The sequence below is a fragment of the Sulfuricurvum sp. genome (genome assembly GCF_019163035.1).
Classification (GTDB): Bacteria; Campylobacterota; Campylobacteria; order Campylobacterales; family Sulfurimonadaceae; genus Sulfuricurvum.
Genome location: NZ_JAFLKV010000015.1, coordinates 18,698 through 33,128, shown reverse-complemented (window position 1 = coordinate 33,128; position 14,431 = coordinate 18,698). Strand labels below are relative to the sequence as shown.

Here is a 14,431-nt window from a genome sequence, read left to right as displayed (position 1 = left end):
ACTGTCCCCTCTCTCTGGCTTAGGCTTCTGAATAACTGAGCCTCAGCCCGTCTTCACTCATCACAAATCCATGAATAGCAATTTTCCCCTCATGGACGAGGCGGTGATGCTTGGCGCACAGAGGAATGAGGTTGTAGCGGTGATTCATCCCATAGTGACCTATAGAACCGCCATCATCGGCGTTCGCTTGTGGGACGATATGGTGCACTTCATCAACCGCTTCATCGCACAACGCGCATTTGGTCAAAAAGAGTTTGTTGTTATAACGACTCTTTTTCTCCCGCTTCAACATCGAGGCTTCGTGAGTTTTGTCAGTAATCCGCCCCCGTATCTCATACGCCTTTTTCAAAAAGGTCTCATCCATGTGGAGTGATTTGGCAAACTCCAACCCGTACAGTGTCGATCCGCTTCCGCTTTTTAGTTTTCGATCATACACCAGTTTATCGCTTGCCTCGTCATAATAGACCCCCAGATGGAGCAATACGATCTCTTTCGCTTTTTGGATTTCCGCCAATGATGAGAGCTGATGCAGATGGGTAGCGAAGATAAACATACTCCCGATCTCCCGAAGCTTGAGAATCGCGCTCGCGACGATAGCGAGAGCCGATTCGGTTTCGGTGCCGTGACTGATCTCATCGCCTAAAATGAGAGTATTTTCGGTTGCACGATTGAAGATATTACGAAGTTCTAACATCTCCACCGCAAACGTCGAAAGTCCTTTGTAGAGATTGTCTTTGGAGACGATGCGCGTGAGGAGTTTATCGACGGGGGCAAATCGCATCAGTGCACACGGAACAAAAAATCCCCCCTGCGCCATCACAACCGAGAGTCCGATACTCTTCATCAACGAAGACTTACCGCTAGAGTTAATGCCGTACAGAAGCACCCCTTTGACATCCTCGCCGTTTTCAATCGTCGAATGTTCTTCATAGGTGTGCTGATCGAGCGAGCCTAAAAAGAGATCGTTCGGGATAAAAATACCGTTCTCTTCGCGCGATTCGATGAGAGGATGGCGAAGTCCCACTGTTTCGATGAACGCTTTGGGAGAGGAGACGATACTCGGACGGACATAACGGTACTGCTTGGCACACTTCGCACCGCTCAAACTCACATCGACGACAGCAAGAAACGAGATTAGATGCTCTATCGCGTGAGAAAATCGTTTCTCGATTGCTTCGAGCTGTTCACGGTATCGCTCTTTCACCTGTGCGACCATCCGCGATTTCGCCCCTGCATTTTCGATGGAGAGCTCATCGAGAAGTGTTGAAGAGAGTTTGACGGTTGTTTTGAGTTTACGGATCTGGAAATCGCGGAAAAAGTAGTGCTGATTGTCTAACGTAAAAAAGCTGTTATGGAGTGCTTCTTCGACACTCACATAACGGTTACGGGTCATGAGGAGATGATACCCCTCACTCTCCAACCATCCAACCTGTGCGTACGAACCGCCCGACTCGAAAAAGGTATCAATATGCTCGATAATACCATTTAATTTTAAGACGTTGTTACTTTGGAGCACTTCGAGGGCATCGATGGAGGGGTCAATCCCCTCATTAAAGAGGTTCTCATCCACTTGATCGCGTCGGAATTTGGCACATGATTCGATATTAAAGATACGACGAAGCTCCGAGGCACAATGGGCGCACTCCTGCGCACTCGATTTATCATACGCGATTTTGAGACGGTCGGCATCCTCAAACAACGATTCCGCCGCACTCAGCGACGCATAAAAGTACGCAAGTTCGAACGGGTGCAATTTACCGAGTTTTAAGCGGCGTAAAATCCGCTCCAAGTCGTACACCTCTTTGAGCTTAGTCTCAAATGGCGCGATATGTTCCCCCATCTTATCGATCAGATCGTATCGCTCTTCGAGGAGCTTTGCATCACAGATAGGATTCAAAAGCCGTTCGCGCAACAGCCGTTTCCCCATTGCCGTAGAGGTTTTATCGATGAGTTTGAGGAGTGTCATCTCATCCGAATCGCGTGAGATAATCCCCAACTGCTCCGCCGCATTGTTCCCCAGATACATATAGCGATTGGTTCCCAAAAACGTCGGACGATTCATCTTCTCGATAATCCCCGCATCGTGATCGATAATAACGTTTATGAGGATACAAAGCGATTCGGAGGCATAAGGGAACCGCTCCAAATCGAGATACTCGATAGGACTGAGGAGGGAACGTATTTGATAAATCCGCTCAAACAGTTCATTTTGGTAATCGATCCGCAGACGTTTCTCATTCATCGAAGTACAATGATGGTTTTTGATCTCCAGATAGCGGCTCACTTCGTCTCGGTCAATATCTCCTGCACAAAATGTCACCACCACCTCGGAGGTTTGATAGCTCTGCAACAGTGTAAACACTTCATCCAGCGCGTATGTTTTATCTTCGCGGGTTCCGTGGATTTCGTTGATAAGCGTTTTTCCCGTCCCCACATCGATCGCGGAGTAGCCGATAGAGTAAACGCCGTTATTTTGATCGATGAGCAGTGAAGCAATATAGTTCTCACTCGCTTCAGCGATGTAGTCGAAATTCGTCCCTGGAGAGATGATATTGGAGATATAGCGGCGGATATGGGGAACTTCCCCCTGCTGACGAACAAGGACGATGGTGTATTTTTTGGACTGAACGAGACGTGATAGATAGCGTTCAATGGAGACGGTAGGAACCCCTGCAAGGAGAGGGTTTTGGATCGAGTTTTCTAAAATAGTTTTATTTTTTCGGGTGAGTTGGATGTTCAGAAATTCGGCGACCTCTTTGGCCTTGCCAATCTTCATCTCTTCGTTGTTGACTTCGTAGACCTCGAAAAAAGAGCCTACTTCGATTATAACGAGGGCATCGGAACCGTACTTCGCCTCACACGCAGTTTGAAGTTCGAAATAGATTTCAGAGAGGAGCTTGCTTTTATCGCTTAATAGTGCCCCAATCTCTTCCGTACTCATCCTATCTCCGCCAATAAAAAGTATTTTATTATAACCCAATGGGGCTAAAAGCTCTCTATGTTTTCAAGCTCTCCTCATTGTAAATGGGAAGCGAAAAGAAAAATTTGCTCCCCTCCCCTACGACACTCTTAACCCAGATTTCACCGTTATGAATTTCAATAATCTTTTTCACCAGAGAGAGCCCAAGTCCTGTCCCTTTGATCGAATCGTTTTGATGCTCACGTATTTGGGTAAACGCCTCAAAAACGCTCTCTATTTTCTCTGCAGGGATACCGTGTCCGTGATCACTAACACAAAATACATCTCGATCTGTTTCATGGGTAAATGCAAAGGTAACCGTTTCATTATCTGGTGAAAATTTTATAGCATTACTCATCAGATTTATCAGCACTTGTTTAATGAGCTGACGATCGGCGTATACCTCTATCTCATCTTCGACTTCGGCTAAACATCTAATATTTTTTATTTCAGCCATAGGCTCGATCAATATATTTACCTCTTCTATCAAACCGCTTATAGAAAAAGTCGTTTTCTCCACATCCATCTTTCCCGCTTCGATTTTTGAAAAATCAAGGATCGTATTGACCAATGAGAGGAGATTTTTTCCGGAAATGTTAATTTTTTCCACGAACGATCGGATTGAATCGGGTGTATCCTTTTTGATCATTAATATTTGTGAAAATCCGATAATCGCATTCAACGGGGTACGCAGCTCATGGCTCATATTCGATAAAAAAGCATCCTTAGCACGATTCGCCTGTTGTGCTTGCTGCATCGCGATGATCGCTTCATTACGCGCCTCTTCATAATCGACAGTAGCGGTTTGTACTTTTTGTTGAAGCTGAATTTGATAGCTACGCAGAAGGCTCCGATAAAGGAAAAAAATCGGTAAAGCAGCAATAATGAGCAAAATCGCTTTTCCCATCGATCGAAACGCTTCCATGCGAGACATCTGTTCAATCGAATCAATTTCGATATCTACTCCGATAACGTACTGCACATTATTCGGAGTTGTATATCCTACAAATAGACTCCGAAAATTCCCCCAGCTATCAGTAACCTCTGCGGCTATCTCTCTTTGTTCCTTCATTGCTTTATCAATCGCAGGATCAGCATCATAAATATCATAAAAATAACTGAGATTTTTTCGGGTCCGAAGCTCCTCTTCCGTAGCACTACTAGAGGTAAAACGAAACGTCCCATTTTCGTCTTTTATAAGGGTATAGATATATTTAACCCCTTCAATATGGGCAAGTTCGCTAAGGGTTTGAACCAACTCCCAATATTCTGCCTCAGAGGGGGGAACACCCATTGTTTTATCATGAAACGTATCTCCGACAACACGGTGAGCTAAATGGACAGAACGAGAGAGGGAACCGTTAATGGTATCGTTAATTCGCTCTTTTTCAACTACAAAGCTATAATATCCATACCCCGCTAAAACAGCTAAAAAAAAACCGAATGCTATTATTAATCGACTGTAATTATTGTTCATTTACAACTTCGATTGCCGGAAGCGAAAAGAAAAATTTACTCCCTTCTCCTACAACACTCTCAACCCAAATTTCACCTTCATGCAGTTCAATAATCTTTTTAACGATTGATAGCCCTAATCCTGTCCCTTTCATAGCATCGTTTTGATGTTCACGTATTTGGGTAAACGGATCAAACAACGTTGCTATCTTATCTTTAGGAATCCCGTGTCCATGATCACAAATGATAAAAAGTTCTCTTGATGTTTCATGACGATGAACAAATGTCACACTTTCAGCGATAGGGGAAAATTTTATGGCATTACTCATCAGATTTATTAAAACTTGTTTAATGAGCTGACGATCGGCGCATATCTCTATCTCATCATCAACTTCGACTAAACAGGCAATCTTTTTTATGGCAGCCATTGGCTCTATCAACACATTTACCTCTTGAATCAAATCATTGATAGAAAAAGATGTTTTATCTACATCCATTTTTCCTGCTTCGATTTTTGAAAAGTCAAGAATGGTATTGACTAAAGAAAGGAGATTTTTTCCGGAAATATTAATTTTCTCCACGAACGATCTGATTGAATCGGGTGTATCCTTTTTCATCATCAATATTTGAGAAAATCCGATAATCGCATTCAACGGGGTACGAAGCTCATGGCTCATACTCGATAAAAAAGCATCCTTCGCACGATTTGCCTCTTGGGCTTGATGCATTGCAATGATCGCTTCGTCACGAGAAGCTCGAAGCTCTTCTTGTGCACGTAATGTTTTGTTTTGCTCTGTTAAAGAGGAATTTGCCTCTTCAAGCTCTTTAGAACTTACATCCAGTGTCCGCTCCAGCATTCGACGTTCTTTCTCTACATCCTCATAAAATGCGCTGATGCTCTCCAAAAATGGAGTTAATTCATCCACCAATTCTGGTTTTAAGAAACGTCGCATTTGACGAGTAAGAAGCCGATGATACACTTTATCACCCACCTTAGATCCTATTCGTAAATACTGACAAGAGTCATCGTCTGGTTGTGTAATGTACAGCGACTTTCCCCTTTTTCAGACAACTCACCGTACGAATAAAAGCCTGTGATAATTGCCTTATCCCCTAATGTTTCACGGATAATTTCCAACTCTTCTTCACACAGTTGTCCAAGAACCAAACGTCTTCCTACACAACTGACAGCAATCACTAAAAATTCATTCTCTTGATCGATTTTAGATACTTCAGCCGCTAATCCCGCATTCTCAATCAAAAGGTCCATATTGGTTTTAAGCAAGCGACATAAATACCCCTGCGGTAGATCTCCGGCAAATGTCATACTTTGAGCCGTTTCATCAATCGCCAAAAGCGTCCGTATCAAAGGGACAGAGTTGGTATCTTTACGGACACTCATCGGAAAACGCAATCCGCTGCCTGGAAGTTCTGCCGCAAACTCTCCCAAATAGCTTTTATAGAGTTCAAGTGCCGGTTTATTGTCGATGGTATACAAAACATTGGCTTCCGAACTGGTAATTACCCTCTCCGGTCCAAACTCTTCCCATCCAGCAAAACAACCGCTTTTCGCACGCAATGTCTCCCCGTAAAAACCGATAGCGGCAACCATGCCGGTCTGTGCAGCTCCTTGGGCGATAACATAGGTGGTTCCAAAACGAGTTCCATCCCCTGCCAAACCACCTGTAATCGTTATCCCCTCAGGCAGCACATCCGAAAGTCCACAGGCAAGATTACTCCCATTAACAGATAAGCCATCCGAGAGAATTAAAACATGTCGCAACGATTCATCCAATAATGTTTTCCCTAAATCGGCTCCCAAAACTGAGACATCACTGTAATCTGCCACTTGGAATGAAGCACAGCGAACAGAAGAGCGTTCAAAACTGATTGCTGTTACAACCGCATCTTGATCACTTATCACTGTGTCTGAAACACTTCCTGAGCTGCTCGCTCCTGCGATAACGGCATTCGGATAAAGAGTACGAAGTTCTGCAAACCACTCTGCACTTTGGCAGGCAATATGGTCAAAGAAAACAAGTACCAAATCTCGGTTTGCAGCCTCTACTGTATCATGAGCGCTCCATCCTGAAGTCTCATTCCATCTAATTTGTTCGGTTTTCATTTATTTCTCCTTTAAAATCGTTTTGTCAAATAATCACAGATCTCTTGAATGTTGGCTTTGTTAAATATCCCTTCAACACTTTCGGTATTGGGAAGATGAGCGATCAGTTTACTATCATCTTCAGCCGAGATGATAATAACAGGAATATGAATCTCATTTCGTTCCATAAACTGCAATACCTCTGAACTAATCCCATCAACCAAAAAGAAGTCAAGTACGATAATATCAAAACTCTCTTCTTCTAAAAGTTCTTTAGCTTTATTGACTGAGTTGGTCACAATAAGATGATAGAACTCTCCCAGTCGGTCAATCAACATTTTTTGGTATTCCGGAGCGTCCTCTACTACCAATGCCCGTTTTGCTTGATCATGCGATGAAACATATCGCTCAAGGGTATTTTGGGTTTGAGATACAGGGATAGTGAAATAAAAGGTGGAACCTTTGCCAGGTTCACTCTCGACCCATAAGCGTCCTCCATGTAAATCTTCGATAATCCGCTTGGAGATTGCCAACCCCAGTCCTGTCCCTTTTGAGGTTTTTTGAAACGGATTTTCTACCTGAGTAAATGGATCAAACAATGTTACGATATCTTTGGCTTCAATCCCGATACCGGTATCACTTACCCCGAAACGGTACACCCGTTTTTCGTCGTCAAAATCAACACTGACACGGACATCTCCCCCCTCAGGGGTGAACTTTATCGCATTACTTAAAAGATTGAGAAAAACTTGGTGTATCAGCTGTCGATCCAAATAAAGTCCCAAAGAAATCATCTCGGGGTATTGGAAAGAAATTGATTTTTTAGATGCCAACGGCTCTATAATCGTAGCAACATCACGTAATAAGCCGGCAATAATGGTTACATCAGGCTTAAAGGTCAATTTTCCTGCTTCAAGCTTTGCAAAATCGAGAATTGTATTAACCAACGTCAAAAGATTGTTTCCTGCAATGCCTATTTTTTCAATATAGGGCTTGAAATTTTGAGGCAAAGATTGATTCATCCCTAAAATTTGAGAAAATCCGATAATCGCATTCAGCGGTGTACGAAGTTCATGAGACATGTTCGCTAAAAACATATCCTTGGATTGACTAGCCCGCTCTACCTGATCAACAAGCTGTATTAAAGCATGTTCGCGTTCTCGATTATGGGAATTTTGACGAATAACTTCCAACAAAATTTTAATAATTTCGATCATAAAAATTTTGTTGGGAATCGGTTTGATAACTACTCCGACATTAATTCGTCTCCCCTTTAACATGATTTTTGAACTAATATCCATCGTCCTGTTATCCGGTAGCTCTTCATCTCCTATGTAGAGATCTTCGATACACCATCCCATAATTTCATCCAACTGAGTTCGAAGCTTTTCCTGTATATTTTCGAACACTTCTTCACTCTCTCGGCTTACTGTTCCCTCATGAACCGATTGTGTACATGCCTCCAAAAAGGTAATTCCCGAATGGATACCCATATACGATGTTGCCGATATTTCATCCAAAGGCTTCTCAATAAGTGCATAAAGTGCTGAAGAGGCATTTTCTATTTTTGTTAAAAGAAGATTGATTTGATCTTCATTTTTACCATCAAGTCCAATCAATTTTTTAACTGCGTCATGATAATCATGATGATGCCTTCGAACTTCTCCCAAATTGATTCCAAAACCTTCTAAGAATCTCTCTTTATCCGTCAATTCATCCATTAATCTTGTAAAAGAGCACTCCTCTTCACTACTAAATATAAAATGAGACCGCTCAAAATTATCCTCATTCTTTACATAGCTGTAAATTTTTTTCTGATTTTGCTTATGAATAGCGAGTGCCGTATATAGTTTATCAAAGAGATTAAGAACCTCATTCTCTTTTTTTAGCTCTTCGTGGTGTTGCGAATAGCGTTCAAAATAACTCTCATTCATGACCGTTTCAGAGATACGTAGCATTTTAAAAATAATCGCCATATCTTCACGAATCTGCGTATTCACTTCACTCAAATTAAAAATAATTTCATTGATGATGTTAAAGCCCCTGGAAACATGAACCGACTCGAGACCTATTGCGATATGTATCTCTCCAATTTGGCGAGTACGATCAAGAAGACGCTCATCAAAAGGGTGTATAAAAAGTGAACTCAAATATTCCGATTGCATCCGTATGAGCCTAGGGACATCGGATGAGGAGAGAATACTGTGATAAATCGGATCTTTTAGCAGATAGTGATTATACATCCGGTCATACACTAATGCCGAAAATGAGTGAATATAGTTACCCACTTTTTCCCGTTTTTGCATTTGATCTTCATCCAAAGCAAAAATAGCTTTTATCGAAGAGACATCAAGCGGTTGATACATTTAAACCTCTCCCTTTAGCAGATAAGGGTCCAGTACTAATTTCATCTCATCCATATCTATCGGCTTGGAGATATAGCTATTAAATCCATGCATCAAAAGTTTCTCTTTATCTCCGCTAATAGCAAATGCTGTGACACATATCATTGGAATCTTCAAACCCATATTTTTGATTTCTGATACCAATGCATATCCGTTCATTTGAGGCATATCAACATCACTCAGCAATAAATCAAACGATCCATTTTTTAACTTTTCGAGTGCTTCAACCCCGTTATTAACAATTTCCATACTTACTTCAGGATAAAGAATATCTATCATTCCTTGTATAACCATCTGGTTATACTCTTCATCTTCGGCTATTAAAATATGCATTCTTATTCCTTGGTTATTGTAGTTGGTCAATCAAATTCATAATCGATTGGTGTTCTTGTTCATCAGGAAAAGCGTCTCTTATCATTAAAAATTCTTCCAAATTATCAATAAATAGATCTACAAGGCGTGCATCAAAATGGGTATGAGACCCATCACGTAGGATATCGACCGTTTGCTGTACCGAAAACGCTTTTTTATAAACCCGTTCTGACGTCAATGCATCGAAAACATCAGCAATAGAGACAATACGGGCATAAATATGAATATCTTCTCCACTCAACCCTTTAGGATAACCGGTACCGTCTATTTTTTCATGATGCTGCAAGGCAATGATTTGTCCTGCTTTTAATACCGGATAATCCTCATCTGCATCAAGCATTTTTCCACCTAAAGTAGAATGCAGTTTCATAATCTCAAACTCTTCGGGGGTAAAACGACCCGGTTTGAGCAAAATCTGATCAGGTATCCCCACTTTACCAATATCATGCAACGGTGATGCATACAAAATGAGTTCAACTTCCTCTGGACTCATACCGTAAAGTTCAGCAAGTTTTGCGGAATAATGACTCATCCGTTTGATATGCATCCCCGTTTCCATATCGCGATATTCCGATGCCTTACCCAAACGCGCTGAAATCTCATATTCAGTCTTTTTGGCAAAATTCAGTGCCTCTTGGAGGGCAAAAGTTCGCTGTTGTACTTTCTCTTCGAGAAGACGGTTTACATCGGCTAAACTGTCCTGATATTCTTTAATCTTTGCATAATTAAGGGTACGTAACTTCAATTCCTCAACATCGATCGGCTTGCTCAAAAAATCACTAGCGCCTGAACGAAGAGCACGGTGCTTTTCTTCGGCATTGGCGGTTACAACAATGGTAGGGATTTGAGACCAAAGCGGATTTGATTTTAATTGAGAAAGGGTTTCAAATCCATCCATGACGGGCATTGCCAAATCTAAAAGAATCACATGATAATTGGGGTCTAAAAGGAGAAAATCGATTGCTTCTTGCCCATTTACGGCACGTTGTATCTGCACTTCGGGTATTTCCATAAATGCTAATTCGATCACATCAAGATTAAATTCTTGATCATCAACGGCAAGTACCTTAACTAAAGACATTTCCTTTTTTCCTTTCAGATTTTATAAGTAAACCCTACCCACCTGAGTCTACAGCGAATCGTTTTAAAGCAACATTAGTTTATAACAATCTTTTAGTATCCATTATAATTAAGAAAGGGACAGAAGTTATAAAAATAGTTGTTATAATTTATTAACTAATTGATTATAACACAGCATTGTCTAAAAACAAGAAAAAACTAACCAATAAGTAGCGTAAAGATAAAAAAATTCCCCATATCGATTTATGGGGAGAAAATGAAGATTATAAACGGGCGTAAGAGACGCTAATACAAGCGTTTAGGGCAGAGAGTTCTTTAAGTGTTTTATCGCTGACAGCCGAATCAACCATAATAACGGCTAATGCTTCACCGCTTTTATTGCGACCTAAACGGAAATCGGCGATATTAACATTATGAGCACCGAGCATGGTTCCCACTTGTCCGATAACACCCGGAACATCCGTATTTTTGAAAAGGATCATATTCCCTTTTGGTTCGATATCAACGCCAAACCCGTTAATATCGACAATACGTTGAACATCATCACCGAACATAGTCGTACTGATTTCAATAACATCTTTATCCGTAGTCAATTTTACGGTTACAAGATTTTTGTATACAGAACTTGCAGGAAGTTCTTCGGTTTCAATTTTGATACCACGCTCTTTTGCTACAAAATCAGCGTTTACGTAGTTGATTGTATCCCCTGAAATATCGGCGAGAGCGCCAACAGTAACAAAAGTTGCCAACGAGTTAACATATTCAGCAATATCACCGCGTCCACTGACTTTGATGGAAACGATCGGTGCTTTATTGATTTGAGATGCCAAGAATCCGATTTTCTGTCCCATCTCCAAAAACGGTTTAACAAATGCAGGGATTTTTGTCTCATCGATAGGCAGGTTCATCGCATGAGGATACGCGATCCCTTTTGCCGCTTCGATTGCTTGTTGTGCCGCTTCAAGAGCGATACCGAGCTGAGATTCAAACGTGTTTGCACCCAAGTGTGGAGAGACACAGATGTTATCCAAATCAAGAAGTTTGTGATCTGTTGCCGGTTCTTTGTTAAATACATCGATCCCCGCGAAACGGATTTTTCCTGATTTAAGCCCGTCATAAAGGGCGTCTTCATCGTACAAACCGCCGCGTGCACAGTTGATAAGCACCACACCGTCTTTCATTTTTTCGATTTCATCCGCACCGATCATTCCGACCGTCTCTTTGTTTTTCGGAGTATGAATAGTGATGATGTCACATGATAAAATATCGTCGAAATTAGTCGTGTATTTTACACCGACATCGGTTGCTTTGGACGGGTGAATATATGGGTCATACGCGATAACATCCATCTCAAATGCTTTAGAGCGGATACCGACACGGCTCCCGATGTTACCGAAACCGATTACACCGAGTTTTTTCCCTTTAAGCTCGTAACCGTACCATTTTTCACGTTTCCAGACACGTTGATTTTTTAAATGATCGTGAGAGTACGGGAACATACGCATACATGAGAGCATGTGAGTCATCGTGAGCTCAACCGCTGCAATGGTATTCGCAGTAGGGACATTCATAACAATAATCCCCTCTTTCGAACATCCCGGAATATCAACGTTATCAACACCGACACCGGCACGGACAATCGCTTTCATTTTCCCTTTTACCGCATTGATAAATTTATCATCAACATCGGTAGAACTACGGGTAATCGCTACATCCGCATCTTTTAAGACATCCAATAGAGCTGTTTTATCCATATCAGCGGCAAAAATCATCTCTATCTTGTCATCACGACGGAGAAGATTAAGACCCTCTTCATGAATATGATCACATACGACAATTTTAAATTTTTCCATTATTTTTCCTCAGTATAGGGCGACACCGTCGCCGTGATTTGGTAGGTTTTTAGTTTTGTTACAAGAGATTTCAGTTGAGATTGATCGGGAGAATCAACCGTAAGAATTTTTGTATCCTCTTCAGTTTGCATCACAAAAGGGAGCGCATTTTTTTTCAGTTCCTCTTTGCATTGCAAGAGTTCATCAGCACTCTTTGGTTTTATAACTAGGCGGTATAACTCCAACGCATCGCTCTTGCTACCCATATCGAGGTTTAGTGTCACCTCATTTACGGGGTAAAAATAATCATTGTCACTGGTATTAGCAAAATGACTGATCCAACTTCCGAGTTGCCCTTTGAGCCCTTCAGGAGCTGCTTTATTCTCAGTTTCGCTAGGTTGGATTTTTGGTGCCAAGGGGTTGATCTGCACCAAAAAGAGACCAATAAACAGTGCTACACAAAAGGCGATAAGGGGAATCAGCCAATAAGCAGCACGTCGCATTGAATTTATTTCAATTGGTCTTTAATCAAATCACCAAGGCTATGCGCATCGTTGTCATTGATCTCGTCTAACATTTTTTGATCATTAAGACGCTCTAATTTTTTCACTGAAAGACGGATACGGTCACGTTTAGCATCGATTACTAAAATAGCTGCTTCAATCGTTTGACCGATTTCAAGCTCTTCAGCGATGAGAGGATAAAGGTCTTCGTTACGGATAAGAGCATCTACGCCCCCTTCCAATGAAACGAATACACCGAAATCTTTAACATCACGAACGGTAGCTTTTACCACTTCATTCATTTTATGATTCGTTGCAAATTGATCGATCGGAGACTCTTCGAGTGATTTGCGGTTCAATGAAATTTTTTCATCATCACCATTGATTTTTGCAATTTTCACTTCGATCTCTTCGCCGACTTTGAGAGTCTCTTTACATTTAACATTTTTGTCCCATGAAAGATCTTGGTTATGCAATAAACCCTCTACTCCGCCAACTTTGACGAATGCACCGAAATCAGTCAATGACGTAACTGTTCCGGTAACAATATCACCCTCTTTGAATTTTTTGCTAAATTCTTCGAACGGTTTCGGTTGAAGACGTTTGTACGATACACGCAATTTGTGTGTTTTAGAGTTGATTTCGATAACTTCAACATCGATCTCTTGACCGACAGTAAGGTAATCTTTAGGGTGTTTAATGTTTTTATCCCAAGTAATTTCAGAGATATGAAGGAAACCTTCGATGTCATTTCCGAGATCAACAAAAATACCGTACGGTTCGATGTTGCTAACGGTAACAGTGATGGTATCACCCTCTTCCAACGCCTCTTCAACCTCTTGCCAAGGATCCGATTGAACCGCTTTGATCGAGAGAGATAAATGACGTTTGTCTTTATCGTATGAGATTGCTTTTACATTGACAATATCACCCTCTTTGTAGAGTTTTGATGGGTTAACCGGCCCTTTGTAGCTGATTTCATTGTAATGAACCAACCCGTCAATTCCACCGACATCAACGAACATTCCGTAACTGGTGATTTTTTTGACGGTACCTTGGATAACTTTATCCTCTTCCATCAACGCATCGATTACTTCTTTTTTACGCTTACGCTCATCATTGAAAAGCTTGCGACGAGAAACAACGATTGAAGCCTCAGCAGCGTCAACTTTTACCACTTGTGCTTTGATCGTTTTACCGACTACTTGGTCAGTCTCTTTGAACGCAGCAAGTGAGCGTGGAAGGAAGAAATGGACATCGTCCGCTTCCAAAAGGTAGCCCCCTTTGTTTTTCTTCGTCACCAATGCTTCGATAACGATGGATTCGAAATCTTCTTTGTGTGCATTGATAAATGCGAGCGTTTTCTCTTGCTCAAGCACTTTTTTGTACGAAATTTTTGGGCGCTCATTGTAGTGACCCATTACCATAACCATAATTTTATCGCCGACGTTGAACAAAAGTTTACCCTCTGCATCGCGGATTTCATCCAGTGGAAGGATCCCTTCGAGTTTCTCGCCAACGCCTACCAACGCGCGGTTGTCACTCTCTTGGATCTCTACTACTTCACCTTCTGTAATGCGTGTAGATTCTTGCTCTTTGAAAGATGCCTCTAACATCTCAGCAAAATTTTCTTCTTCGAACGATTCGTTATCGAAAGCCATGCCTATCCCTTGTAACTAAAAATTGGCTGATTATAGCGAAAAAATGCTTATTTTTTGATT

10 protein-coding genes are annotated in these 14,431 nt (G+C 41.4%); all 10 read right to left on the bottom strand.

Going from position 1 to position 14,431, the window contains the following annotated elements:
* Window positions 1-19 precede the first annotated feature (19 nt).
* The 10 genes from JZU62_RS01445 to JZU62_RS01400 all read right to left on the bottom strand — a co-directional run bounded on the left by JZU62_RS01445 (window position 20) and on the right by JZU62_RS01400 (window position 14,371).
* Entirely contained in the window at window positions 20-2,941 is a 2,922-nt protein-coding gene (locus JZU62_RS01445; RefSeq protein WP_295011201.1) for an HNH endonuclease, read from the bottom strand.
* 55 nt (window positions 2,942-2,996) lie between these two features.
* Window positions 2,997-4,436 (bottom strand): HAMP domain-containing sensor histidine kinase, encoded by a 1,440-nt coding sequence (locus tag JZU62_RS01440; protein WP_295011200.1) that lies wholly within the window; start codon window positions 4,434-4,436, stop codon window positions 2,997-2,999.
* Window positions 4,426-5,406: an ATP-binding protein gene (locus JZU62_RS01435; protein ID WP_295011199.1), complete on the bottom strand. Its 981-nt coding sequence runs from the start codon at window positions 5,404-5,406 to the stop codon at window positions 4,426-4,428. Before JZU62_RS01435 ends, JZU62_RS01440 begins: the two co-directional genes overlap by 11 nt.
* 8 nt (window positions 5,407-5,414) lie before the next feature.
* Entirely contained in the window at window positions 5,415-6,539 is a 1,125-nt protein-coding gene (locus JZU62_RS01430) for an FIST N-terminal domain-containing protein (protein ID WP_295011198.1), read from the bottom strand.
* 11 nt (window positions 6,540-6,550) lie between these two features.
* Complete coding sequence (locus tag JZU62_RS01425; RefSeq protein ID WP_295011197.1) at window positions 6,551-8,884, bottom strand: ATP-binding protein; 2,334 nt, start codon at window positions 8,882-8,884, stop codon at window positions 6,551-6,553.
* The gene (locus tag JZU62_RS01420) at window positions 8,885-9,256 is read right to left on the bottom strand and encodes a response regulator (protein WP_295011196.1); all 372 of its coding nucleotides are present in this window, start codon (window positions 9,254-9,256) and stop codon (window positions 8,885-8,887) included.
* Window positions 9,257-9,269: 13 nt separating this feature from the next.
* Entirely contained in the window at window positions 9,270-10,376 is a 1,107-nt protein-coding gene (locus JZU62_RS01415) for an HD domain-containing phosphohydrolase (protein ID WP_295011195.1), read from the bottom strand.
* 262 nt (window positions 10,377-10,638) lie between these two features.
* On the bottom strand, window positions 10,639-12,228 hold the full coding sequence (gene serA, locus JZU62_RS01410; protein WP_295011194.1) for a phosphoglycerate dehydrogenase: 1,590 nt from the start codon (window positions 12,226-12,228) through the stop codon (window positions 10,639-10,641).
* The gene (locus JZU62_RS01405; RefSeq protein ID WP_295011193.1) at window positions 12,228-12,710 is read right to left on the bottom strand and encodes a hypothetical protein; all 483 of its coding nucleotides are present in this window, start codon (window positions 12,708-12,710) and stop codon (window positions 12,228-12,230) included. The genes serA and JZU62_RS01405 overlap by 1 nt, the downstream gene beginning before the upstream one ends.
* 5 nt (window positions 12,711-12,715) lie before the next feature.
* A complete protein-coding gene (locus tag JZU62_RS01400) occupies window positions 12,716-14,371 on the bottom strand; it encodes a 30S ribosomal protein S1 (protein ID WP_295011192.1) in 1,656 nt (551 codons plus the stop codon).
* Between the last annotated feature and the right edge of the window lie 60 nt (window positions 14,372-14,431).

What these genes read in the sequence shown, in the direction of transcription:
- JZU62_RS01445 (WP_295011201.1), bottom strand. Translation starts at nt 2,941, where the DNA reads ATGAGTACGGAAGAGATTGGGGCACTATTAAGCGATAAAAGCAAGCTC.
- JZU62_RS01440 (WP_295011200.1), bottom strand. Translation starts at nt 4,436, where the DNA reads ATGAACAATAATTACAGTCGATTAATAATAGCATTCGGTTTTTTTTTA.
- JZU62_RS01430 (WP_295011198.1), bottom strand. Translation starts at nt 6,539, where the DNA reads ATGAAAACCGAACAAATTAGATGGAATGAGACTTCAGGATGGAGCGCT.
- JZU62_RS01425 (WP_295011197.1), bottom strand. Translation starts at nt 8,884, where the DNA reads ATGTATCAACCGCTTGATGTCTCTTCGATAAAAGCTATTTTTGCTTTG.
- JZU62_RS01420 (WP_295011196.1), bottom strand. Translation starts at nt 9,256, where the DNA reads ATGCATATTTTAATAGCCGAAGATGAAGAGTATAACCAGATGGTTATA.
- JZU62_RS01415 (WP_295011195.1), bottom strand. Translation starts at nt 10,376, where the DNA reads ATGTCTTTAGTTAAGGTACTTGCCGTTGATGATCAAGAATTTAATCTT.
- serA (WP_295011194.1), bottom strand. Translation starts at nt 12,228, where the DNA reads ATGGAAAAATTTAAAATTGTCGTATGTGATCATATTCATGAAGAGGGT.
- JZU62_RS01405 (WP_295011193.1), bottom strand. Translation starts at nt 12,710, where the DNA reads ATGCGACGTGCTGCTTATTGGCTGATTCCCCTTATCGCCTTTTGTGTA.
- JZU62_RS01400 (WP_295011192.1), bottom strand. Translation starts at nt 14,371, where the DNA reads ATGGCTTTCGATAACGAATCGTTCGAAGAAGAAAATTTTGCTGAGATG.